A 23,761-nucleotide genomic window follows, 5' to 3' on the forward strand; every position below is an offset into this window, starting at 1 on the left:
TTTTTCTTTACCATCTAATTTTCTTATATAATTGGATTAAATACTTGCTTGTTACGCGGCGTCATACTGTACTTTTTTATTGGAGGTGAAGTTTATGTCTACTTTTTCTACTGGTGAAATGGCTTCTTTGGGACATGTTTCAGTTCGGACTATTCAGTATTGGGACAAGAAGGGGCTTCTTACTCCTTCTACTAAGGGTCCATCTGGTCGTAGGATCTATGACTCTTCTGATGTTCAACGTTTGAAACTTATTTTGCTCTTCAAAAATATTGGCTTGAGTCTTTCTGCTATTAAAGAAATCGTTGATGGTGATAACTCCGTCAGTACTTTGAAATTGTTGCTTACTGAGCGTCAAGACTCTCTTCGTGATCAAATCTCTGCCGATAGATCTCAATTGGCTGAAGTTGATTCTTTGATCAAAAGTCTGCCCTCCTTGGATAACCTTTCACTTAATTCTATTGATGACATGAACTCTATTATGGACAATAAAAAAGCTTTGAAAAAAGTACATATCCACCTAATTTTATTTGGTTTGCCTTTATCTGTACTTGAAATTGGGTCGATTATTTATTCAATTGTTATCAGAAGTTGGTGGCCGTTTGTCATTTGGGTGCTGATTGATATTATTGGCGCTGGTTTCTTATCAAGATATTATTTTAATTCGACCGAATATGTTTGTCCAAACTGTCAGTTTCAATTCAGGCCTACTTTTTGGCAAAGTTTTTGGGCTCCTCATACTTTTGCCACTCGCAAGTTGACTTGTCCTAATTGTGGTCAGAAAAACTACTGTGTCGAAGTTTATGGGGTTTCTAGTGAATAGCATTTTTAAAAGGGACTTATGATTATTTGACAATCATAAGTCCCTTTTCGATTCATATATTAAAGTAACTTTTTTGAACTATTAATGTGCATAATCACAAAATATATCGGTAAAAGATTTAAAACAACGGTTACGATAAATAGCGTTATATCATTGACATTTAAAGATATATTTTGATTGATACTTTGCATGATATTGTTGTAATAATACCCGGGGAAGATCATTTGAATTTTGCTAAGTATTTTTATAAAGGTGTTTGACCCAAATTGAGTTAATGGGAGGATTGTCATTGCAGCAATCGTAATGATTGGGAAACTTATTGCGTCGAGGATTTTTGTATCTACTTTAGTTCCTAAAGCAAATCCAATAACACTAAAATACAATCCCATGACTGTCAGCAATAATAGTTGTGCGAGCGTGTAATAATTTGATTTCATATGAAAAAAAATAGTAGCAACTAAAAAAATAACTGAAAAAATTAAGAAGTTAAGAACTAACTGTACGATAACTTGATCTACAAGATATTTGTTCATCGTGTATTTGGTGATCCGTGATTGAAATGAATAAAATTCTAGGTTTGAAGATATCCTCTTACTGAAGGTGGCCAAGCAATTACCGATTATCCCGATGAACGTTGCCATTCCAAGTATCACGGATTGCGTCATGCCCGTTTGAAGATTAAACATCATCACATACCAAATTATTGGCATGATGATAGTAAACAACACAAATCTTTTATTTCTTAAAACTTGCTTGAGTTGGATTGTATTCGTCATTTTTTTACCTCTTTTCCATGACCTTTCGATAATGTTCTTCTATTGTCTGCCCAAAACTATGTAGTTTATCAACCGTGGTGTCAGATACAATGACCCCATCATTTAAAATTAAGACACGATTAAAAAAGGTATCTATTTGATTGAAATCGTGTGTGATGATTACTAAAGCAAAATCTTTCGTTCTCATTAACTCCCAAAACTTATCTACTGCATCTAAATCCATGCCTGTTGTTGGTTCATCTAGAAAAACAATTTTTGGTTCATTTACCATACTTAGAACTAACGACAGTCTTCTCTTTTGACCTCCTGAAAGTTTTCCCACAAAAATATTTGAGCAGTTTTCTAAGTTCACTTCTTTAAGCCAAAATAGATAATCTTCATTTTTTAAACCACACATGCTTAATTTCAACGATATGATTTCCTTTACAGTTAAATCATCAATTAAGATATCGTCCTGGGGCATAATCCCCACTTCTGAGTTGAAATTCAACTTGGTTTCAATCTGACCTGATTTAGAATCCATCTGCCCAGAGATGATCTTGATCAACGTTGATTTCCCAGCTCCATTATTTCCTAATAAAGCAATGTTGTCCTTTTTATTTACATTAAAAGAAACCCCTTTTAAAACTTTTTTATCTTTGAATTCTTTATAAATATCCTTAACGACCAACATTTTTGATCCCCCCTTACATCAACTCAAAATATACTCTACAAATTTTTTATTTATAGCCGATTTTTGTAGGTAATATAAATATAGCAGTTTGCAAAAGATATATATAGCATGTTTTAGCTCACAAAATTCACATCATTTAATACTTTTATATTTGAATTAAATAATTAAAACCAATTCTAGGTTTTCTATATAAAATTTATAAATAAATAATTATAAATTATGCAGTGAAAATACCATTCGTCTATAAAAAACACATCTAAGTTTGAAGAATATTAAATATACTTAAAATTCCAGTCATTATAATTTTTAACTTAAAATTCTTTGACTCGTTTTTTGTAATATTCATCAAAAATAAATTTAAACCGTTTTCTATAATACGTCTCATATGGAAAATCAAATATATCTAAAAAAGCCTCATAATCATTAGATTAGAATCTAACAATTATGAGACATTTCATGATATCTCAGCTTTTTTAGCGTACTCGACTGATCTCTTCCATTGATTCAAAAGTTATTACGAATTTTTCTATCTTATCAGGATAAAGATTTATTTCAACGCATCCTCTAGTAAGGTCTCCATAACAGTTGTATCCTGTGGTATTACCATAATTTAATTCAATCCCATCCAAGGTACTAGAGAAATTGTTATTGTGGTCGTGACCAGCAAAGAGTGCCTTAACATTTTTATTTCTCAATAATGCATAAAATAGGCCAGAATTTACCTTTGGTGCACAGACATTTTCACCAAACTTTCCCGAAGTGATGTTCTCAGCCGCCATTCGATATTCTGGTAGCGGAATATGCATAAATCCAATATCGACGTTCTTCTTAGAACGCAAATATGGCAGGTTTAAGAACCATTGTATCTGCTCGGGCTCAATCGTCAATCTTGGGCCAGTGCGTATAAGAGCCGCTATCCCAGACATATATGACGTGTTGTAGCTCCCCCGAATCACGATTGTGGACTTCCAAAGTGTAACTTTCCCGGTTCGAGTTGAGAAAATTATTGTGTCGGTCACAGAGAAACTCGAGTTTCTTTTCCATTGATCGCATATCACTGCGTTTCAGTGGTCCCTCCACGTCATGGTTACCATAGGTGATGGCAACAGGTGTCTTCAATGAATTCAGAAAATCATAAAAAACGGCCAAACTCTCTCTAGCTGTTGAATTATCTTTCCCCCAGATAATATCACCAGTGATCATGATCAAATGAAATTTCTTTTGAGTAAACAAGCGCCGTAAAGAACTTAAGGTCTTGAGATCCGATTCCCCGAACGGATATGAACCTAGATGAATATCGGTTAACTGGCAGATTCGCAACGGTCTGCCATCATGTACTGTTAAATCCATTACTTCCCCCCACACTGACACAATTTTTGTACCAAGTATTCGTTGAAACCTTGATCGATATTGCTTGAATCATGGGCATCTGAACCATAAACCAGTTTGATACCTTGCTCATTTGCTCGTTCAATGATTGAGACATAAGGCGATGACTCGCACTGAGTGAACTTAGCCAATCCTGACATATTACAATCCAACATGTCATTTTGACGACTCACACGCTTAAGAATCTTATCAAATAAACGTTTTGTCCGATGATCGTCCCAGACAGTCTCCTCAGGAAAACATTTTCTCCATTTTCGGTATAGCGTTATATGCCCGTATCTGAAAGGCTTATTTTCACATTGCCATTTGACTGCTTCTAAGACAGTACTGAGATACTTTCGAGCAACACCAACTGGGGTCTTATAATATTTCAGTACCCCATCACAAAAATCATCAAAGTCATCATCAACAGCTCGCAGTCCTTGATCAGTTGGCAAAAAATGGACCGACAAAATTGCGTCGTCAATCAAATCCCCATACTTCAATAACTGACTCTTAGTCCATTCTTGACAGCCATCGATATAGTCAAATTCAAAGCCGATCAAGATCCTAATTTGATCAGCATACTTTCTCTTTAAAAAATTCATTTTCTCAAAGTAGTCTGGTAAGGCGTCATAATCCATCGCTGCAGTGGTAATAGCATGTGTGCTACCACTGACCATCTTATAAAATTGTGGTGGCATGGGAAAATGTTCTGTGATCGAATAAGTTTTAAATCCTGCCTTGATTGCTAGACGGATAAAAAATTCAGTATCTTCTTTTGAACCATGTGGACAAAACTCAGTATGTGTATGTCCATTCCACTCTTTACAACAAATTTTTTGTAGTTCACGGTGTGATAACATTGACCCTCAAATCCCCCTTAGTTGATCATCTGTAACGCCGTTATATAAAATTATGGAAAACACCGATCTTTCTGTTTCAGAAATTTCCCTTCATCGACAGAAAGCTGTGATTATCTCCAAGTTGAAGATAGCAGAAGATTGTATATTTATTGTATAGAATTATTTTCTAATCATCCATTGGACTATACCACGGGGGTTTAGTCCTAATAAATTTAATTTTTTATACCATCATTAATGGTTACCATTAATTATTTTTATACGAAAATTTTGTAAGACTTCAGGATTCATTATTGATCATTATGGTGTTAATCTTAGCTCGAACTTTCGATTATGAAATAAATTTGCTGGTGAATAATCTCATCGAGGCGACATCATGAAAATTAAATATACCGATCTGGCAATTGCTATTGCCTTGAGTTCTGTGAGCCTTTTTTTGACCCCAACTTTTACCAAGGCAGCGTCAACCACCAGTGAACCTACTAATACTGGTTCAACTACTTCCGAAGTTAGTCCTGCCAGCTCAAGTTCGACTACTCCAACGATAACAATTTCTTCAAATTCTGACGCACCTAGGTCATTTACGACTACTGATGGAAATAAAATTTCCCAAAATTAACTACCGAGTAATGGTGTAAAATTTGTCGATGACACTACTAGCAACCTCGACAGAGCCTGATACTGATTACTCTGTTAGCGTCCTAGCAGTCGATATGAACGGCGATAAGTTAGGTGCACCGGTTCCAATTACTTTTGGGACTGCCAATTCGACAGTTGAGATTAACTGGACTCCGTCACTGGTCAACTTGGCCACGCCAAAGCTTTACAATATGGCCCAATATCAATTGATGGATCCCAATTCAATGACAGGTACTTTGTCCGTACCAATCAGCAATAGTAACGTTACGGTCGACATTTATTATGCTCTGAAAACTGTAAATGCGACCTTCAATTATATTGACGAAACCACTGGCAAAACACTATTTACGACCACTGACACCTGGACTTTGGGAGGCCCTACCGATTATCTTAAAACTGGGATCAGACCACCTAGTGCAATTTTAAGCAATGACGTCTTGACAGCGTCATATTCTTCGGCTTCCCCGCAAACTGACGTGACTAAATTGCCTTACTTTGGGCCTACTGGGATGATTTTCAACAATTCTGGCTACGTTTTAGATACTGCCAAAAGTAGCGACTTCAATCCTGCCAGCTATATTGACTGGCCCGCTGAAGATATCACTCAAACGTTTTACTACAAAGAAGCTGCAGCTCCAACGATCTCTATCAGCGCTCTCAATCAAAATCAAGCTAATTTGAAAAATATTTCTAGTACTCAGATTGCAGCTGGATCTTCTACGGCGACGATTAGTTCTACGGGCAGCTTACCTGTTTCAGCTGATTTGATTATTCCCGGTTATACCTTGAACGGAGTGGACGTAACCAAATCAGGAAGTTTATCTGGCGCCGCTGATTCGACCAATCATTACAGTTTGACTCCTGAATCATATAGTACTTACTTGGCTAGTGATGCAGCTAAAACAACCTCCGATGCTAGAAGTTTAGGCGATTATCAAAACATGACTGTCAACTATACTTATCAAGGAAATACTGTTAAATTGATGGCCCAACCTGTCGATGAAACAGGAGCTGCCATTGGTTCTCCTATTGCTGTCGGTACAGGGATAGTAGGTGGTCAAGCAACTATCTCTTCACCAACAGTTGAGAATTACAAACCAGTTAACGCAAATTTAACTACAACCATCACACCTGAAGATGCAACCATTCAAATCCCATATACCAAAGTTCCCGAAATTAACACTGGCGATAATACCGGAGAAGGTACAGACTCAGGTAATGAAAGCTCCGGTACTGGCAGTCAATCAACAGGTACTGGAAATGAATCCACCGGAAACAACGGTTCAACAACCGATAACTCAAGTTCTCAAAATCCAGGTAACACTACTGGGTCTGGTAATGAATCATCAGAAAATAACTCAGGAAACGAAAGTTCGGGAACTAACAACCCTACAACTGGTGGCACTTCAGGATCTCAAACACCTGGAACCAACCCAGACGAAAGTTGACAATCACAAGGTAGTAGTTCTGAATCTAGCAACCAATCTGGTAGCGAATCCGGTAGTAACCAAGATGGCAATACCGGAACAGGTAGTGAATCAGGTGGGCAAACCGGCAATGAATCATCTGGTTCGACCAATGAAAACACTAGCGGTAACAGATCAACAACCAATAACTCTGGTTCCCAAACATCAGATAATAACTCCAGTGGCGAGACGCCAGGTGAAGGTCCTCAAACTCATAGTGGTGGCTCAGGTTCCGGCAGTCAATCTGGTGAAGAAGGTTCTGAATCTGGCAATGAAACGAACAACGGCAACTCAAACTCTCAAAACTCAGGTACTGGCGAACAACCTTCTGGTGGCGGTTCAGAATCTCAAGGTAATGGCTCTGAATCTGGTAACGAATCAGTAACCAACCCAGGAGATAATACTGGAGCGGGCAATGAATCCGGTGACCAATCTGGTAATGAAGGTTCGAATTCCGGTAGTGAAAACACTGACAATAATGGAACTGGAAATGAAAATTCTGGATCCGGTAACGAATCAGGATCCAACCCTGGAGGTAATACTGGAACAGGTAATGAATCTGGTGGTCAATCCGGTAATGAAGGTTCGAATTCCGGTAGTGAAAACACTGGCAACAATGGGTCTGGAAATGAAAATTCTGGATCCGGTAACGAATCAGGAACCAACCAAGGTGGTAATACTGGGTCTGGCAATGAATCTGGTGGTCAATCCGGTAACGAGTCTTCTGGTAATAACCAAGGTAGCGGTTCTGGAACAGAAAATGGATCTGGAGGTTCAGAAGTTCCTGGTAGTGGTCAAGGAACTGGTAATTCCGGATCAAACAACGGTTCCTCCTCAAATAGTACTGGAAATCAAAATGGTTCAGACAATTCCAATCAATCTGGTAACCAAAGTGGCTCAGATAACTCCAACGAATCTGGTAACCAAAGTGGCTCTGGCAGCTCCAACGAATCTGGTAACCAAAGTGGCTCTATCAACTCCAATCAATCTGGTAACCAAAGTGGCTCTGGTAGCTCTAACGAATCCGAAAATCCGAACGGTTCAAATAACTCCAATGAGTCGACTGAACAATCTGGCTCTTCAAATGTAAACACTACTGGTGTTAGTTCTGAAGGTTCGACAAATAGCCAATCTGGTAGCAATCAAGGTTCTACTTCGAATGGTTCGGCTTCCACTGGATTTTCTGATAACGAACAAACAGCAGAAAATGGTACCTCTAGTGCTAGTGGCTTAAATCAAATTACGTCTTCTTCCTCAGACTACCTTTCAAATCATTCAACTATTTCTGAAAGTGCCCAAAAATCTACTGGTTTTTACAATATTCCTGCTAGCAACAAGGGCTCACAAAAGCTTCCCCAAACTGGTAATAAACTGACTTATGCTTGGTCTTTGCTCGGTGTATCATTACTAGGAATCTTCGGCTTGGCTTTCAGAAAAATCAAACATTGGCTTTAGCAGATTACTTAGTTTATGACTTTTTTAACCAAAATAAAAAGGACTTCTTACGAAGTCCTTTTTTCGTCCAAATTAATCAATTCGATCTAACAATTCTTGAACTACTTTTTTCAGTGCCGTGCGATTACGACCTCTTGGCAAACGGTCGATTCTTTCTGAAGCATGCTTACTGAAAGTTCTGGCAATATCCTTTGCTTGATCTAAATAGCCTTCGTTGACTACGATCCTAGCTGCTTCATTGATATCATCACTGCTTAAATCATTCTTAGACAAGACATTGATCAAAGCTTGGTTGTTATCTTGAAGTCCTAGAATATACGGCAATGAATAAACGCCGTTACGTAAATCTTCAAAATTTGGCTTACCAGTATCGCGGCTATCACCAAAATCTAGAATATCGTCGATGATCTGGAATGACATTCCGATATCGTGACCAATATTTTTGGAGCGGGCTACTAATTCGTGGTCCCCATCTGATACTAGTGCGCCCATCATTGTACTCAAACTAAATAATTCCGCTGTTTTACCAGCGATTTCTCGGAAATACATCTTAGCCGTTGCGTGAATATTGAAGTTGATCAACAGCTGGTCTAGTTCCCCAATCAAAATTTTCTTCATACTCAAAGCATTTTTTAAAATATAAGATTGTTCTGGCAAGTGGCGTGAGATTATTTCAAAATATACGGTAAACAAATAATCTCCAGCGTAAATTGCATTGCGCTTGCCATATTTTGTATGGATGGTTGGTTTCGATCGGCGTAACGGCGAATCATCAATGACATCGTCGTGAATCAAGGTCGCCACATGTAGCAATTCTAAGGATGCCGCTAGTGGTACCAACTCATCGTCAGTTTTTTTATCAGGTCCAAAGCCACTGAATAATAGAAAAAATGCTGGACGAAGCATCTTTCCACCAGATGTTAGGTCCCTAATCATCTTGGCAATAGCTTCATTTCGCATATCCAAACTATTGTGAATAAACTCAGTTGTATGGTCGATTCTCTTCCCCATCTTTGGATATTCTTTCCAAATAGAATTTGCCATCTAATACCCTCTCTACCTACGTTACTTGTCTTGTTGCATAAAGTAATTCTATAATATATGTTATCAAACAAAAAGGACTGATTTTGTGAAACCATCAGTATTTTTCGAACTAGTCGAAATAAAAGCTAAGACTGCGAGCGTTTTCCCTTTTCTAATGGGAACATTATACTCGTACTATCATTGGCATTCTATTAATATTTTCGACTTAGTTCTCTTCTTTATCGCCATGTTCCTATTCAACATGGCCGTCGACATCAATGATAATTATTGGGATTATAAAAACGCTACCGGTGTCGAAAGCTTTCGTCGTGAAACTAACGTAATTGGTGTCAACCACTTAAATATCCATATGATTGGTTGGATCGATTTCTCGTTCAGTCTGATTGCCGCAATCATTGGATTATTCATCGTTTATCGGACCGGCTTACCGCTACTTTATCTCGGACTATTCTCATTCGCCGTCGGTTTTCTTTATGCAGGTGGACCAAAACCCATCAACCGTGGACCTTTTGGCGAATTCTTCGCCGGATTCACGATGGGATTCGTCATTTATTTGATTGCCATCTACATAAATGTTCACAACGCTCCTGGCGCATATTTGGACTTTCAATTCTACGGTGACGCATTGTTATCTTCATTACTAACTTGCTTCGCTATCTCCAATCTTTTGTTAGCCAACAACATTGCTGACGAACAAGAAGATAAAAGCTTAGGTCGCAAAACGATCGTTTATTACTTAGGAAAAGAAAACAGTATTTTCATCCTTAATTCATTGTATGTCTTAGGTTACTTAGCCTTGATCTGTTCGATCATCATCGGATTACTTCCAAAGACTATGTTCCTAATGTTGTTACTGATCCCTATCGTATATAAAAATACCCGGAAATTCAGCAACAATCCGATCAAGAAAGAGACATTCCCATTAATAATCAAAAATTTGTTCATCATAACTCTGATTGAAGTCATAACCTTCTTCATTGGGGTTTTGATCAACTTCTAGTTTAATAATTTTGCAAAGTCATAAGTATCTTGAGCAATCATAAGTTCTTCATTAGTAGGCACAGCATAAGCCGCAACATTAGAATCATCAGTGGTGATCTTAACTTCTTTACCACGAGTGTTGTTGTTGTCTGTGTCTACTTTTGTACCTAAATAGCTGATTCCATTCAAAACATCAGCCCGAACCTCAGGACTATTTTCGCCAACACCAGCGGTGAAGGCCAAGACGTCAACACCGCCCATTTCAGCAATGTATGATCCTACATATTTGATGATCCGATTACGGAAAATATCCAAAGCTAGTTGAGCACGGTCATTGTCACCTTTAGCAGCGGCTGTTTCGATATCACGCATATCTGCAGAAATACCGGAAATACCCAATAATCCCGATTTGTGATTTAGAATATCGATCATATCGTCAACATCGTACAGATTCAATTTCTTCTTTAGGTACGGGATAACAGATACATCGAGATCACCACTGCGACTGCTCATTGTGATACCAGCTAATGGTGTGAATCCCATAGAGATGTCAAAAGCCTTTCCGTCTTTGATGGCACTGATCGAGGCGCCACTTCCTAGGTGAAGGACGATAACTTTTTTATCGTTGATCCCACCTGGCACTATTTGATTCAATCGTTGGGAGATATAACGGTGGCTAGTTCCGTGAGCCCCATAACGGCGTGCTTTATATTTTTGATAGTATTCCATTGGGATACTGTATAAATAGTTAACTTCAGGGATCTGTGAAAAGAAGGCTGTATCAAAAACAGCTACTTGAATGGCTTTAGGGACTAATTTTTTGAAAACGCTGATGTAATAAGCTTCGACTTTATTGTGGAGTGGTGCATATTCAGCTAGTTCTTGGATCAATGCTAAATTTTGTTCGGTCACGATTTCCGATTTCTTGAAGTGTTCTCCTCCAGCGACGACTCGATGTCCAAACGCAGTGATATCTTCAAAATGGTCAATAATTTTAGCATCTTTTAAAGCACTAAGGATCGACAAAACAGCGATTTCATTAGATTCAACTGCTTCTTCACGTTCAGTCTTTTTTCCTTGATACTTTAATTTGAATACAGCCTTGGGCGAACCAAGTCGATCGATCATTCCTGATGCAATCTCATTTTTCTCAGGCATTTCAAACAACTTCCATTTTAAAGTGGAACTACCTGCATTTATAGACATAATCTTCATCGTAAAATCTCCTTTAAAAACTGTACTAGAGCTCCTCAAATCGGCTCGTGGCCCGTTTTGACACTATTTTAAAATAATGATACTCTGTAATAACTATTATAAGTCTTTTTGGGGGGTATTTCATTCGTGAAATTATTTAGTAGATTACGTAAAGATGTTACGGACAAGAATGCCCGTGACACCACTGCTCAAGCCCAATCTCACCCATCCGAAGATAGTTCAAATTCCAATCGATCATCGTCTGAAAGCTCCAATGAAGCATCCCAAAAAAATCCTCAGACTGACTCTTCGACTAAAAAAATTAATAAATCTGAAGCCGACAGTGCCCCACAAGTTTCAAATTCAGACAAATCCAACAACCAAATAGTTTCCGTTCATGACAAACGTGTCAAAATTGAAAAAGACATGAACAGTCTTTCCCATGAATATGCTCAACTTCGCGGGAAGTTAAAACTTAACTTGTTCAGTGAACGTGATGACTATCAAAGTAAGTTGAATAGTTTGACGAAGCAACTGCACGACCTCCAGGATAATGAGAAGGCTGTACAAGAACAACTAGAAAACAATCGTAACGAAAACGACGGCAAAGAAACTGAAAGACTTGCCGGTATTCGTGCTGACCAAAAACATCAAAATGAACTCTTGTATAAGTATAAAGAGCAACAAAAGACACTTGCTGGAAGTATCGAGAAAAACGATAAACAGTTGGCCAGTAAGCAAACTCAACTAGCTAAAAATCAAAAAGAAGAAGCCGACCTTTCTAACGAGATCAAAAATGAAACTGACTTGCAAAAGATGCTCGCCTTGATGGAAAAGCAAAAGAGTCAGATCGACAAGATCTATAAGAGCCGTCAAAAGATCAACGATGAATTGGCTGACATTCAATCTGAATTAGGCAATAACAAAAAAGATCTCAACGATGTCAATGTTAACATCAATGAGATCTCGAGTTCGGTTGCCCTACTGAAAACTAAAATTAATCAAGTTGAACAAAACATTCAAAATAATCGTGCTTAAAGAACTCGCAATATTAATCAATTATCAGCCTCTTCTAAGAGCAATACGAACGAGATCAATGGTTTGAAGATTCAGATCAAAAACGTGACTGATAATATTAACTATGTTGATAAATATATCAAGGATGTTTTCCATGCTGCTTATTTAGTTCGCGAGGTTTTCCTTGAATCAAATAAGGACTACCTAGTCATGTCAGATTCCATCGATCATGACCAATAAGAATCAGACTTATTCGATATTGTTAACTACTTGGAAAAGAAGTTGGATAAAACTGTTACTTTGGTTACGACCTTCTACAATGATCAATTCGATGCAATCGTTGACGGTTATACTAAATCAATGAATATCCAAAGACCTAACGTCATCAACTTATTCGCCGATTTGCAAAAATCAGATGAGCCAACGGACAAACGTGTCAAAATACCTGAGTCAAATGACTGGGTGACACGGACTGATATCAAAACACAAAATACTTTGATCTACGATCACAGTGGTAATTTGATGATGACTGTTGAACACTTGAACGAAAAGATCAATCGGATCAACTACTTCAAGAATTCCAAAATCGTCAAAACTAATATTTATAATCCTGATGGTATTTTGTCATCAACTCAGATTTTCAACAAAGATCAAAAATTAGGTGAAGAAAACTTCTTCAGAACTGACGGTTCGATCGTTATCACCATTAATTATGAATCTGGTGTGGCTAATGATTTTCAAGTCTTCGATGGCTCTGGCTTGTTGACTCAAGACTTCGACAAAAAAGAGGAACTAATCACTTGGTGGATCAACTCACTTTATGAAGGCAAATCTGACTTAGTCTTTGTCGGTAGCAGCACTGACTTGCTATATAAGGCAGTTGCACAATTGCGAGACCGGGAAAAAACTGACTTGATCACTTTCGTCGAGAATGCCCACAGTAACATCGGCCGTATCAAGGCTTTGTTGCACAAAGAACCTTTGATCAACAATATATTCGTTCAATACGAACGCGACTTACACTCAATCGAGAATACCACTGACCGCGATATTAGCGTCAGTGCCATCAAGACAGCGGTAAGTGACGAAATGTATTTACCTGAATCACTCAAAATATAACTTATAGTTTGAAGGAGGTACTCATGCTTATTTTGAAAATAATTTTGGGTATCTCTTTTTTTGCGACTTTATTTACGTTTATCCTTAGTATTGCAACGTATTTCTTCCCCGTAAGAAAGAGTACCCCTGATAAATTCCTGTCTGACTACAAGGTCTACATCTTGATGCCGGTCTTAAATGAATCATCAGTCATCAAAGATACTGTGGAACATTTCTTCAACAATAGCTATTACAGTTATAAGAACAATGTTCATCTGATCTTGATCGATGACCGCAGTACTGATGGTTCGACTGATATCTTAAAGACCCTTAACCAAAGATTTCATAATTTTCACGTCATCAAAAGACGCTTTCCTGTTGCTCAACATGGTAAGGGTGAAGCTTTGAATGCGGGGATCGAATTCGTCAAAGCAAATAACCAGTGGGACCCTGACAAAACCATCATTGGCGTGATCGATGCGGACGCTTCGATGTCGATAGTTGATATAAATAAGATGGTCAACGTTTTCGACCAAGATGACGACCTAGCCATGGCTCAAAGTCGAGTGGCCATGAATCGGACGAACAATTGGCTTGAGTCTTTACAGGATTTTGAATTTGTCGTGCCAAACTCATTATTGCAAAATATGCGTAATTTCTTTGGGAACGCTGCTGGTGCCGGCAATGGCCAATTTTTCCGTCTGACTGCCCTAAAAAAACACAATCCATGGGGTTCAGCCCTTTTGGAAGATTTTGAGATCAGTACTCGGATACTACTTAAAAATCAAAAAACTACTTTTGTTCCTGATGTGATGGTCTACCAAGAGCCAGTCTCCAAAATAAAAGATTTCATCAAACAGCGAGCACGCTGGGCTCAAGGCAGTTTAGATTGTTTATTTCTGTTAGGACGCAAAACGCTCACTAGTAACCTCAGCGTTTGGGAAAAAGCCGAGATGCTTCTATTCATGTGTTCGACCCTACTAAGCTTGATAATTATCCTGACCAATATTTTTTCAATAGTTGCAATTATTTTAGGTTTGACGGTCGTTAATTATTCGGCTCCCTGGTGGATGATTTCGATGTTGCTACTGGGTCTAGCTCTTGTGATTTTCTCGGTAATCCAATACTACCGTTATATTAAGATTTCAGTTGCCCAAGCGGTCGGTTGCATATTATACTTCTATGTATATATGTTTTTGATCATTCCCATCGTTATGATTGCCTTCACAAACTTTGTAACTGGTCGCAATCATTGGGAAAAGACGACTCACGGACTTAAAGAAAGCGAAAATTAACTATGAAGAAAATTTCGATTGTGGTTCCTTGTTTTAATGAACAAGAAACAGTCAATATTTACTTTGATGCGATGACTAAAATGCGTCTGCAAGCTAATAAAGACGTTGAAAAATTTCAAATAGAATATTGGTTCGTCGATGATGGTTCATCCGACCAAACTTTGCCGACTCTTAAAAAGCTTCAGCAAGCTCACAGCGACGAAGTCCACTATATCTCCTTCTCCAGAAATTTTGGGAAAGAGTCAGCCTTGTATGCCGGCTTAAATGCGGTCACAGGTGATTATATTGCCGTTATGGATGTTGACTTGCAAGATCCGCCTGACATGTTGCCGACGATGTTCGACATCCTTGAACAAGGCGAATATGACTGTGTCGGCTCTGCTAGAGAAGACCGAAAAGGTGAAAACCCAATCGTCTCCTTCTTCTCGAATGCTTTTTACGGCTTGATCAACAAGATGTCCCAAACGAAAATCATTCCTGGGGCGCGTGATTTTCGTTTAATGACTCGTCAAATGGTCGAATCGATCAAGTCCATGACCGAGTACAACCGTTTTTCCAAAGGAATCTTCAGTTGGGTCGGTTTCAAAACCAAATACTTACCTTATAAAAATCATGAAAGAGTTGCTGGCACTACTTCCTGGAACTTCTGGAAACTACTCAAGTATGCTTTGACTGGTATCATCGACTTTACCGAACGTCCGTTAGCAATCGCGACTTGGTTCGGTTCAGCCTTCTCATTACTGTCGATCATCGCGATCATTGCTATTATCGTCAGAAAATTCATCAATCCCTTCAGTTCCGTTAACGGCTGGGCTTCAATCGTTTCAGTCATCTTACTGATTGGTGGGATTCAATTGATCAGTATTGGGATCCTTGGTGAATATATCGGTAAAATCTTCTTGGAAGTTAAAAGACGTCCAATCTATATCATCAAAGAAAAGAAGTAAAAAAAGCCAATCCATCAGGATTGGCTTTTAAATTGACAATTTTACATTAAACTTATAAAAACAAAACCGGTGATACCAACTAATAGTCCATACACTAAAGCTGGTAACGCAGTTTTTCTTAAGATATTACCTTCTTGTCCTTGAAGACCTACGACAGAACTAACTGACACGATGTTGTGGACACAGATCATATTTCCGGCTGCCGCACCGATCAATTGCGCTGCTAAGACGACTTGTTGATTAATGGAAGCATTCGTAGCAATATCTGATTGAATCTGTCCAAAGGTCAGTGTCGAAACGGTCGCACTACCTGTAACGAAGGCACCTAACTCACCTAGGAATGGAGCAATGAAGATCCAGACTGAGGAAAGTGATTTCGAAACCACTGTCGCAATATAAACTGGCATACTTTCCATTTTGACTGAGTTAAGACCTGAGTTAGCGAAAATCTGGACCATGATCAAAGTCACACTCAAGGCAATGGCTGTCGACTTCATCGAGAAGACAACCTTTTTTGCCGTTGAGAAAAAGACATTTAAGGATTTGACTTGAATCAATAGTCCAATAATCACGGCAATCGTCATCAAAGTACCAGGTGAATAGAGAAATTCCCAATCTGATTTGATTGCTTCAAAGCCAAGGATATTGGTCCAAGATAAATTGATAGCTGAAGTCAAAAAGCTCTTCAACGGTTGGAAAATTCTTGAAGCCAAGAGCATCAAGATAATGGCGATATATGATGACCAGGCAGTCAACAATGACATTTTTGGCTTGTCTGTTGAGATCTCTTTAGTTGAAGTTGTCCAAGGATCTGTGATGACTGACTTTGGTAAAAGGAATTTCAACTTGATCATGGCGATGGCCACGATGATAGTGATAAATGGTGTCAAGATCGAAACGAATTCGTATCCAACGAAGGTCGACATAGCAATAGATGTCAAACTATAAACCAGTCCAACTACTAATGTCCATGGTGCCAATTGGAAAAAGTCTTTGGCTTTGCTGCTTTCCTTTTTACCAAAGAAGAAGACCAATAAGAATAGCAGCATTAGTGGCATGAAGGTTCCAGCAAACAAGTCGATCCTAGTGATCTGTTGTCCGATGGCGTTTAAAAAACTAGTGCTCCCGTTGACGTTACTGAGCCCTACTGTCAGTGGCGTTCCAACGGCACCAAAAGCGGCTGGCGTGGAGTCAGCTACTAAGGCAAGTGTTACGGCTGCCATTGGTGAGAATCCTAAGGCAATCATTAGTGGTGCGGTCACCATTGCTGGTGTTCCGAATCCTGAGATCCCTTCGATCAGGCCACCAAAGAGATAGGCGACGATGATGATCTGGACTCTCATGTCGGCGGATAAATGATGAAAACCGAGGTTGATCCGGTCGATTGCTCCGGTGTGTCGCAAGGTATTCAACATCATCAAGGCTCCAAACAAGATCCACAGGATCGGTAGAGTTTTGTGAATTCCTTGTAAAACGGAAGCAAAAACTACGTCTGCAGGCATTTTCCATAGGAAGTAACCCTCAAGTAGTACGATCACAGCACTGATCGACATACCTTTGGTCGCCGGCATATTAAGAATACCGAGTAGGATAAATGGTAATATCACAGCTGAAAGTGCAACGATTATCATAATTCGTCCTCCTTATGTAAGTGCTTTCTAACTTATTTATTATATCCTGATTTCACAATTAAAAGTTGAAAAAAATAAAAATTTTATTGTCAAAATTTGAGTCGAAATGTATGAAATTCTTGCTAAAATGATTTAAAGTTGGGTTAATATGCTAAATTTCACTTCTCTGATATTGATAAATGAAATATCAATTGATAACATTAATAGTCTTAATAAAAAAATTGTTGAATAAATTTTATCAAATGATAAATGACTACGTTTTTAACGACTATTTTAATGTATAATAAACACGAATACTCAGAAGGTGATATTGCAATGAATTCACGAGATAAACAAGCTGAAAAAACTAAAAATGCAATTTTGGAAGTAGCTTCGGAAAATTTCCTTTCACAAGGTTACCAAGCCACTTCGACGAGGAAGATTGCCCAAGCTTTAGATATTACGCAGCCCAATATGTATCATTACTATAAAAATAAAAAGGTCCTCTATATTAAGTCGATCGAACATGCTATCGGTGGTTTTAGTGAAGCATTATATAAGACGTACGATGATAACCAAGACAAGCCATTCGAAGAAATGCTTTTGACCATCTCGACTTTTATAATTGAAAACTTTAAGATCAATTATTTCATGATGATGCATGACATAAATACTTTCTTCTCAGATGAAGAAAAAAAGACTATCGGTGAGACTTGGGACGTAGGTTACTACAAAGTTCTCAATAACGTTTTTGAAGACCATAAGGATGAACTTAGGACTGATCTCCCCTTACCCGCACAAGTTGGAACTTTTCTAACTATGCTGTTACCATATATAGAGTACAATGATGCTAAGCGAAAGCGAAATATCGCTAATTTAGGTACCATGGTGCGCATCTTTATTCATGGTATAAAAAAGGATTAGGACACAAATATGGAATTTATAACATTATTAGCCTTAATGCTCTTTTTGACCTTAGTAGTCAGTCACCTGTTCAATAAAATGAATCTACCGGCAGTTATCGGCCAGTTGATTTTAGGTGTTATTTTGGGAAAAGGTGTTCTCAATATCATCAAACCAACTCACGAAGTCGAACTGTTTGCTGAGATCGGTGTTATTTTATTAATGTTTCTGGCCGGTCTTGAGAGTGATATACAACTACTGAAAAAGCACTTCAAACCCAGCGTCAACGTGGCGATATTTGGTGTTATTTTACCAGTAGCCTTGACCCTTTTGACAGCGGTACTGTTCAAGATCAACCTACGAGAAAGCATCTTTATTTCCGTAGTCTTCGCAGCTACCTCTGTATCAATTTCCGTCGAAGTTTTAAAAAGTTTGAACTACCTATCGACTGATTCCGGCACCGTCATCTTGGGAGCAGCGGTAGTAGACGATATCCTAGCCATCTCTATTCTAAGTGTGATGTCTGGGACGTTGACCGGAGACTTCTCCGCTATGAAGTTAGTGGGTCTCTTAGGTCTTTGGATCGTCTTTGGCATCATTACTTACGCCGCTTATAAATGGATCATCCCGCAGATCATGAAGTTGGCTAATTACATTGAAGCAACTCACGCCAGTACCATTATGGCTTTGCTGATTTGTTTGCTCTTTGCCGTCTTAGCTGACGTGGTCCAATTGGATGCCGTTTTAGGCGCTTTCGTGGCAGGGATCGCCGTTTCAAATTCACCTAAGTTTGAGGAAAAGATCAATCGCGATATCGAAACGATTGGTTACGGAATCTTCATCCCGATTTTCTTCATCAGTATTGGACTCAATTTGGAATTTGACAGTTTCCTCAAAGATTTTTGGCTAATAGTCCTATTCACAGTTACAGGAATTATCGGCAAGCTGTTTGGAGCCGGATTTGGGGCTAGGTTATCTGGTTTCAATAATAAGGATTCTTACGTTATCGGTTCAGGCATGATTTCACGTGGTGAAATGGCCTTGATTATCGCACAAATCGGGTTTAGCGTGAAACTGCTTTCAGAAGAATACTACTCAAGTGTAATTATCAGTATTATACTGATAACGATTCTTGCCCCATTCTTCTTAAAACACTCCATCAACAAGAATCCGGTAAGTATTTAAGTACCGAAAAGGTGCTAGAAGTTATATAATGATTGTGTGAGTAGTAAACAATATTTGATAAATGAAGGAGAAGGTAGATATGGCACATATTTTAATTTTAGGCGCAGGATATGGTGGATTAAAAGCAGCTCGAGATTTAGCAAAAACAACTCCTGCAGATACACAAATCGACTTGGTCGATAAAAATGTACTACACGTTGAGAAGACAGCATTACATATGGTCGCAGCAGGTACTGCTAGACCAGAATCAGTAAGTTTTGATATTCGTGATGTTATCCCTTCAAATGTTAACTTTATTCAAGCTACAGTTTCCGAATTCGATTTGGATAACAAAAAAGTTTCATTCACAGATCATGACGATATCGAATATGACTATGTCATCATTTCATTAGGATTCCGTTCTGAAGACTTCGGTCTCGAAGGCGCAGATAAGAATGCTTTGATCCTTCAAGATCTTGATACAGCTACTGAGATCTACGAGACAATCAATAAAAACATTGCAAACTACAAGAACTCACAAGATCCTAAAGATCTTTCAATCGCAGTTTGTGGTGCTGGATTTACTGGTATCGAAGTTCTTGGTGAATTAGTCGATACAATTAAGATCTTAAAAGCTAAATATGGTGTTCCCGAAATCAAGGTCACATGTCTTGAAATGTCAACACGTATTTTGCCAATGTTTGATGAAGGACTTGCTAACTATGCTGTTTCTTACCTTGAAAAGAATGGCATCAAGTTATTAACAGGTGCTAAGATCACTAAGATTGAAGATGGCGGCGTTGTATACAAAGACACTGAAGATCAAGAACATACAGTTGAAGCAAGTACTATCGTTTGGACTGTTGGTGTTAGTGGTTCAGATGTCATCAAAGATTCTGGTGTCGATGCTAAGAGAAACCGTGTTACAACAACACAATTCTTAAACCTTGAAGATCATCCTGAAGCATACTTCATTGGTGATGATTCAGCCTTGATCCCTGAAGGTGAAGAACGTCCATTACCAACAACAGGTCAATTAGCAACTGCTGAAGGTGGCGCTGTTGCCTTCAATATTGCTTCAGCTTTGGCTGGAACAGAATTGAAACCATTCGTATACAAATCAGCTGGTACTGTTGCCTCATTAGGTCAAAACCATGGTATTGCTCAAATTGGCGACCGTAAGTTCAAAGGTGTTACAGCCTCATTGATCAAACATTTGGCAGCTGACAGAAGCTTCTTGGAAATGGGTGGCGTAAAGACTGCTCTTAAAAAAGGTTCACTCTAAAATTTAAAGATTAAAGCTAAATGATATACAGATGGAAGGACCCTTTAGTTTGGTTGATAAGCCAAACTAAAGGGTTTTTCTTATGCACAAAAATAAGGTATTCGACTTTATCGAATACCTTATTTTTTACCAATTAAAATTGCTTAAATATGTTGAGCGGCTGTTGTCTTGCGATGAACTGAATCTGAGCTTTCTTTAAAGACTCTCTTGAGAACTTTGACTATAATAAAGTTCATTACAAAGACAAATGTGAAGGCGAAAACTACGGCAAATAATTGTAGTCCAAATTGTTTGAAGCCGCCTCCTTGAAGCAAACCGTTGTTAATGACGTTAGGATTGATGCCTTTAGTAGCAAACAAGCCTGTAGCAAGTGATCCGATGATACCACTGATACCATGTGAACCCATGATGTCCATGCAATCATTGATGTGCCACTTGTATTTGAGAATATTGATGAAGTAATAGCTACCAGCTGCGGAAATTACACCGATGATCAATGAAGCTGGCAATGTGACGAAACCTGTGGCTGATGTGATACCAACTAATCCACAGATGACTCCGGTACAAACACCGTTCATGCTGATCGACTTCTTGTAGTAATCTTCAAGCAAGGCGTATGTAATCATTGCAGCGATTGGAGCCATTGTTGTCGTAAAGAATGCTTCTAGACCTTGAGCACTGAGTGCTAGTGCACTGCCGGCGTTGAATCCATACCAGCCGATCCAGAGTAAAACGGTACCTAATAGAACGAAGAAGGCATTTCCATGTGCGTTCTCTTTTGCTTTAGCATCTTTTGCATGCTTTGAGATTGCAAAATTTGAAAGGATCAATGCTGTAACACCAGCATCAATGTGAATAACCGTGCCACCAGCAAAATCAAGTACACCTAACTTTGCAAGGAATCCTGTACTGGACCAAACCATGTGTACTAATGGGTAGTATACTAAAACTGACCAAATAGCAACGAACAAGACGATATATTTTGTTGATTTCTTCGTTGCAATCGAACCTAAAAATAGTCCTGGTGTTAAAATTGCGAACATCATTTGAAACAGGATAAAAATAGTATTTGAAATATTTGTTTTTGGATATAAAGCCGTTAAATTAATTCCTGATAAGAATATATGTTTGAGATCACCAATGATCCCGAATTCGTTACCTTCGAAAGATAATGGATATCCGACTACGAACCAGAGCAGTCCGACGACGCCGAACATCAAGAAAATTTCCAATAACATTTTAGTGGTGTCTTTTTGAGGTATAAATCCGCCATAGAAGACGGCAATTCCTGGAGTCATCACCCATACCAATAGGACTGACAGTATCATAAATGCACTATCCATGTCCCTCATCTCCTTTAATATTAATTTTGTTTCGAAGTATAGCACCTTTTTCTGAGATGTATACCAATTAGTTTTCTGTAAACGTTACCTTTTTTTCATAAATTGATTTATAATTAAACCAAATGCCATTAGGAGTGTGCCAACATGTCAATTGAAAAAAACAAGATTTGCGTCATTTGCGGACAACATTTTTCGGCCTCCGAAGGATTGTTTCTTCGTGATTTGAATGATCGCCTTAAACAACAGATCATGGCGGAAACTGATTTCGCGAAGAACTCATCATTTATCTGCTTAAAAGACCTCCAACATGTTAGAATCAAGAACATGCAAGCTGTTATTGATCAAGATCTCGATGTAGACCAAAGAATGAATTCTGAGCTTCAAAAAGAATTATCGAAGGATACTTATGTTATCCGAAACTTGAACGAAACTGTTAATGGTCAATTAACACGTGGTCAAAAAATGGCCGACGCTGTCGCTAAATTTGGTGGTAGCTGGGGGTTTATCATCACCTTCTGTATCGTCCTAGTCGTTTGGATGACAGTAAATGTCGTCCATCTTTTCGGGATCAATTTTGACCCATACCCATTCATCCTTTTAAATCTGTTCCTTAGCTGTGTGGCTGCGATTCAAGCTCCCATCATCATGATGAGCCAAAACCGTTCTGCTCAACGTGATCGTTTTGATGCCGAGAACGATTACCGGACCAACACTAAATCGGAGATGGAGATCCGTATCCTTCACAAGAAGATCGATCAAATGAATGAAGTCCAGTGGCCTCATATCCTTGATATCGAGAAATTGCAGATTGAAGTCATGGGCGAAATCGAAAATGAGATCCAAACTCTACGAACTGAACAAGAAAGACTTAAAGAAGGTTCACGAAATACCCGCCATCCATCACGGAATCGTGGTCATAATCGTGACCGCTACTAATTTTTCGAACCAGATAAGACAAAATATTTCTCTGGTTATGGAGAGTATATGACCGGTCACTGATGAATACAAAAGAAAAGTATTGAAATTTTACAAATTTATTTTTTTATTTTTTGCACATCTATTTGGATAAAATTAACTTACTAATTTTGAAATTATTATCTCAGACATACTAAAAGGGTCGTCAATTTTGAAAATTGACGACCCTTTATTTTGGGTAATTATTTCACCACTTTAGCTCCGAGGACATTTTCGAAATGGTCCAATGCCCAATCATGTCCAGCTTGATTGAACGAAGCCACAGCTGACTTATGAATAACTAAGTTATAGCAAAGATTATAAGCATCAACAGCAGTGTGCAGAACACAAATATCAGTGCAGACACCAACTAAATGGATCGTATCGACATCGCGTTCACGCAGGCGTAGGTCAAGATCTGTCCCTGCAAAAGCACTATAACGAGTCTTATCAAATTGCTTTACTGTATCCTTACCAGAATTCTCTTGGAACCATTTGCCAGTTTCACCGTATAATTCCCTACCCCAAGTGTCACGAACGTTGTGAGCTGGGAACAGCTTCGTTTCAGGATGATAGTGATCAAATGGACGATGGACATCAGTTGGTAACCAGACCCAATCGCCATCCTTTTTCATATTGTCAGCAATCTTAACAATATTTTTGTCAATTGCTTGACCAGGTTCTCCGCACGTTAAGGCACCCTTATCCGCAACAAAGTAATTAGTATAATCAATAATCAGTAAAGCTTGATGTGAAGCCATTATTCATACCCGCTTTCTGGAACTTATTTGTTAAGTAAATTATTACTAGAAAAACAGATTGTGTCAAATATATAAGTATCATGGGCCGTTATTTTCACAATACTT

At 38.5% G+C, this 23,761-nt stretch carries 26 protein-coding genes; 16 read left to right on the top strand and 10 right to left on the bottom strand.

The genetic code is table 11. From position 1 onward, the window contains the following. Positions 1-94 precede the first annotated feature (94 nt). Positions 95-820, top strand: coding sequence for a MerR family transcriptional regulator (locus FC27_RS05005; protein WP_010625493.1), 726 nt, complete (start codon positions 95-97; stop codon positions 818-820). 59 nt (positions 821-879) lie between these two features. Here FC27_RS05005 and FC27_RS05010 read toward each other — a convergent pair whose 3' ends face one another. From FC27_RS05010 to hisJ, 5 genes are all read right to left on the bottom strand, one after another. Then, entirely contained in the window at positions 880-1,596 is a 717-nt protein-coding gene (locus FC27_RS05010; protein ID WP_010625494.1) for a hypothetical protein, read from the bottom strand. 4 nt (positions 1,597-1,600) lie between these two features. Continuing rightward, on the bottom strand, positions 1,601-2,269 hold the full coding sequence (locus FC27_RS05015; RefSeq protein ID WP_010625495.1) for an ABC transporter ATP-binding protein: 669 nt from the start codon (positions 2,267-2,269) through the stop codon (positions 1,601-1,603). 473 nt (positions 2,270-2,742) lie between these two features. Next, entirely contained in the window at positions 2,743-3,156 is a 414-nt protein-coding gene (locus tag FC27_RS12000; protein ID WP_235699671.1) for a metallophosphoesterase family protein, read from the bottom strand. Continuing rightward, complete coding sequence (locus tag FC27_RS12005; RefSeq protein ID WP_235699672.1) at positions 3,146-3,619, bottom strand: metallophosphoesterase family protein; 474 nt, start codon at positions 3,617-3,619, stop codon at positions 3,146-3,148. Before FC27_RS12005 ends, FC27_RS12000 begins: the two co-directional genes overlap by 11 nt. Then, positions 3,619-4,503: a histidinol-phosphatase HisJ gene (gene hisJ, locus FC27_RS05025; protein ID WP_010625496.1), complete on the bottom strand. Its 885-nt coding sequence runs from the start codon at positions 4,501-4,503 to the stop codon at positions 3,619-3,621. Before hisJ ends, FC27_RS12005 begins: the two co-directional genes overlap by 1 nt. A 373-nt stretch (positions 4,504-4,876) precedes the next feature. Between hisJ and FC27_RS05030 the strand changes: the two genes are divergently transcribed. The 5 genes from FC27_RS05030 to FC27_RS12225 all read left to right on the top strand — a co-directional run bounded on the left by FC27_RS05030 (position 4,877) and on the right by FC27_RS12225 (position 8,060). Then, on the top strand, positions 4,877-5,119 hold the full coding sequence (locus FC27_RS05030) for a hypothetical protein (protein WP_010625497.1): 243 nt from the start codon (positions 4,877-4,879) through the stop codon (positions 5,117-5,119). A gap of 28 nt (positions 5,120-5,147) precedes the next feature. Further along, positions 5,148-6,587 carry a dermokine domain-containing protein gene (locus FC27_RS05035; protein ID WP_010625498.1) on the top strand — a complete coding sequence of 480 codons (1,440 nt, stop codon included), beginning with the start codon at positions 5,148-5,150 and terminating at the stop codon, positions 6,585-6,587. Positions 6,588-6,651: 64 nt separating this feature from the next. After that, positions 6,652-6,990, top strand: a complete 339-nt coding sequence (locus FC27_RS05040) for a hypothetical protein (RefSeq protein WP_010625499.1) — start codon at positions 6,652-6,654, stop codon at positions 6,988-6,990. 30 nt (positions 6,991-7,020) lie between these two features. Beyond that, the gene (locus tag FC27_RS11775) at positions 7,021-7,695 is read left to right on the top strand and encodes a hypothetical protein (RefSeq protein WP_010625500.1); all 675 of its coding nucleotides are present in this window, start codon (positions 7,021-7,023) and stop codon (positions 7,693-7,695) included. A 230-nt stretch (positions 7,696-7,925) separates the two neighbouring features. Then, positions 7,926-8,060, top strand: a complete 135-nt coding sequence (locus tag FC27_RS12225; protein WP_369336280.1) for an LPXTG cell wall anchor domain-containing protein — start codon at positions 7,926-7,928, stop codon at positions 8,058-8,060. A 72-nt stretch (positions 8,061-8,132) separates the two neighbouring features. Here FC27_RS12225 and FC27_RS05050 read toward each other — a convergent pair whose 3' ends face one another. Continuing rightward, the gene (locus tag FC27_RS05050) at positions 8,133-9,104 is read right to left on the bottom strand and encodes a polyprenyl synthetase family protein (RefSeq protein ID WP_010625501.1); all 972 of its coding nucleotides are present in this window, start codon (positions 9,102-9,104) and stop codon (positions 8,133-8,135) included. 85 nt (positions 9,105-9,189) lie between these two features. On the opposite strand from FC27_RS05050, the gene FC27_RS05055 reads away from it, so the two are divergent. Further along, the gene (locus FC27_RS05055; RefSeq protein WP_010625502.1) at positions 9,190-10,104 is read left to right on the top strand and encodes a 1,4-dihydroxy-2-naphthoate polyprenyltransferase; all 915 of its coding nucleotides are present in this window, start codon (positions 9,190-9,192) and stop codon (positions 10,102-10,104) included. On the opposite strand, the gene FC27_RS05060 is transcribed toward FC27_RS05055, so the two are convergent. Then, positions 10,101-11,300, bottom strand: coding sequence for an acetate/propionate family kinase (locus FC27_RS05060; RefSeq protein WP_010625503.1), 1,200 nt, complete (start codon positions 11,298-11,300; stop codon positions 10,101-10,103). The two genes, FC27_RS05055 and FC27_RS05060, sit on opposite strands and share 4 nt — an antisense overlap. 126 nt (positions 11,301-11,426) lie before the next feature. Between FC27_RS05060 and FC27_RS05065 the strand changes: the two genes are divergently transcribed. From FC27_RS05065 to FC27_RS05080, 5 genes are all read left to right on the top strand, one after another. Continuing rightward, positions 11,427-12,317 (top strand): hypothetical protein, encoded by an 891-nt coding sequence (locus tag FC27_RS05065; RefSeq protein WP_029508258.1) that lies wholly within the window; start codon positions 11,427-11,429, stop codon positions 12,315-12,317. Positions 12,318-12,380: 63 nt separating this feature from the next. Further along, positions 12,381-12,536 (top strand): hypothetical protein, encoded by a 156-nt coding sequence (locus FC27_RS11780; protein WP_155802171.1) that lies wholly within the window; start codon positions 12,381-12,383, stop codon positions 12,534-12,536. Between the two features lie 42 nt (positions 12,537-12,578). Next, positions 12,579-13,415: a hypothetical protein gene (locus FC27_RS05070; protein WP_029508259.1), complete on the top strand. Its 837-nt coding sequence runs from the start codon at positions 12,579-12,581 to the stop codon at positions 13,413-13,415. 23 nt (positions 13,416-13,438) lie between these two features. After that, positions 13,439-14,689, top strand: coding sequence for a glycosyltransferase family 2 protein (locus FC27_RS05075; RefSeq protein ID WP_010625504.1), 1,251 nt, complete (start codon positions 13,439-13,441; stop codon positions 14,687-14,689). A gap of 2 nt (positions 14,690-14,691) precedes the next feature. Continuing rightward, positions 14,692-15,636, top strand: coding sequence for a glycosyltransferase family 2 protein (locus FC27_RS05080; protein WP_010625505.1), 945 nt, complete (start codon positions 14,692-14,694; stop codon positions 15,634-15,636). A 41-nt stretch (positions 15,637-15,677) separates the two neighbouring features. On the opposite strand, the gene FC27_RS05085 is transcribed toward FC27_RS05080, so the two are convergent. Beyond that, positions 15,678-17,267, bottom strand: coding sequence for an L-lactate permease (locus tag FC27_RS05085; RefSeq protein ID WP_010625506.1), 1,590 nt, complete (start codon positions 17,265-17,267; stop codon positions 15,678-15,680). Positions 17,268-17,582: 315 nt separating this feature from the next. Between FC27_RS05085 and FC27_RS05090 the strand changes: the two genes are divergently transcribed. The 3 genes from FC27_RS05090 to FC27_RS05100 all read left to right on the top strand — a co-directional run bounded on the left by FC27_RS05090 (position 17,583) and on the right by FC27_RS05100 (position 20,598). Beyond that, positions 17,583-18,170: a TetR/AcrR family transcriptional regulator gene (locus FC27_RS05090; protein WP_010625507.1), complete on the top strand. Its 588-nt coding sequence runs from the start codon at positions 17,583-17,585 to the stop codon at positions 18,168-18,170. A 9-nt stretch (positions 18,171-18,179) separates the two neighbouring features. Continuing rightward, complete coding sequence (locus FC27_RS05095) at positions 18,180-19,334, top strand: cation:proton antiporter (RefSeq protein WP_010625508.1); 1,155 nt, start codon at positions 18,180-18,182, stop codon at positions 19,332-19,334. A gap of 79 nt (positions 19,335-19,413) precedes the next feature. Beyond that, positions 19,414-20,598 (top strand): NAD(P)/FAD-dependent oxidoreductase, encoded by a 1,185-nt coding sequence (locus FC27_RS05100; protein WP_010625509.1) that lies wholly within the window; start codon positions 19,414-19,416, stop codon positions 20,596-20,598. Between the two features lie 143 nt (positions 20,599-20,741). Here FC27_RS05100 and FC27_RS05105 read toward each other — a convergent pair whose 3' ends face one another. Beyond that, on the bottom strand, positions 20,742-21,941 hold the full coding sequence (locus FC27_RS05105; RefSeq protein ID WP_010625510.1) for an ammonium transporter: 1,200 nt from the start codon (positions 21,939-21,941) through the stop codon (positions 20,742-20,744). Positions 21,942-22,085: 144 nt separating this feature from the next. Here FC27_RS05105 and FC27_RS05110 point away from each other — a divergent pair, with 144 nt between their 5' ends. Next, positions 22,086-22,877, top strand: a complete 792-nt coding sequence (locus FC27_RS05110) for a DUF1003 domain-containing protein (protein WP_010625511.1) — start codon at positions 22,086-22,088, stop codon at positions 22,875-22,877. A gap of 221 nt (positions 22,878-23,098) precedes the next feature. Here FC27_RS05110 and FC27_RS05115 read toward each other — a convergent pair whose 3' ends face one another. After that, entirely contained in the window at positions 23,099-23,656 is a 558-nt protein-coding gene (locus tag FC27_RS05115; RefSeq protein WP_056938076.1) for a cysteine hydrolase family protein, read from the bottom strand. Between the last annotated feature and the right edge of the window lie 105 nt (positions 23,657-23,761).

Origin of the sequence: Companilactobacillus versmoldensis DSM 14857 = KCTC 3814, from assembly GCF_001434295.1 — a bacterium.
Classification (GTDB): domain Bacteria; phylum Bacillota; class Bacilli; order Lactobacillales; family Lactobacillaceae; genus Companilactobacillus; species Companilactobacillus versmoldensis.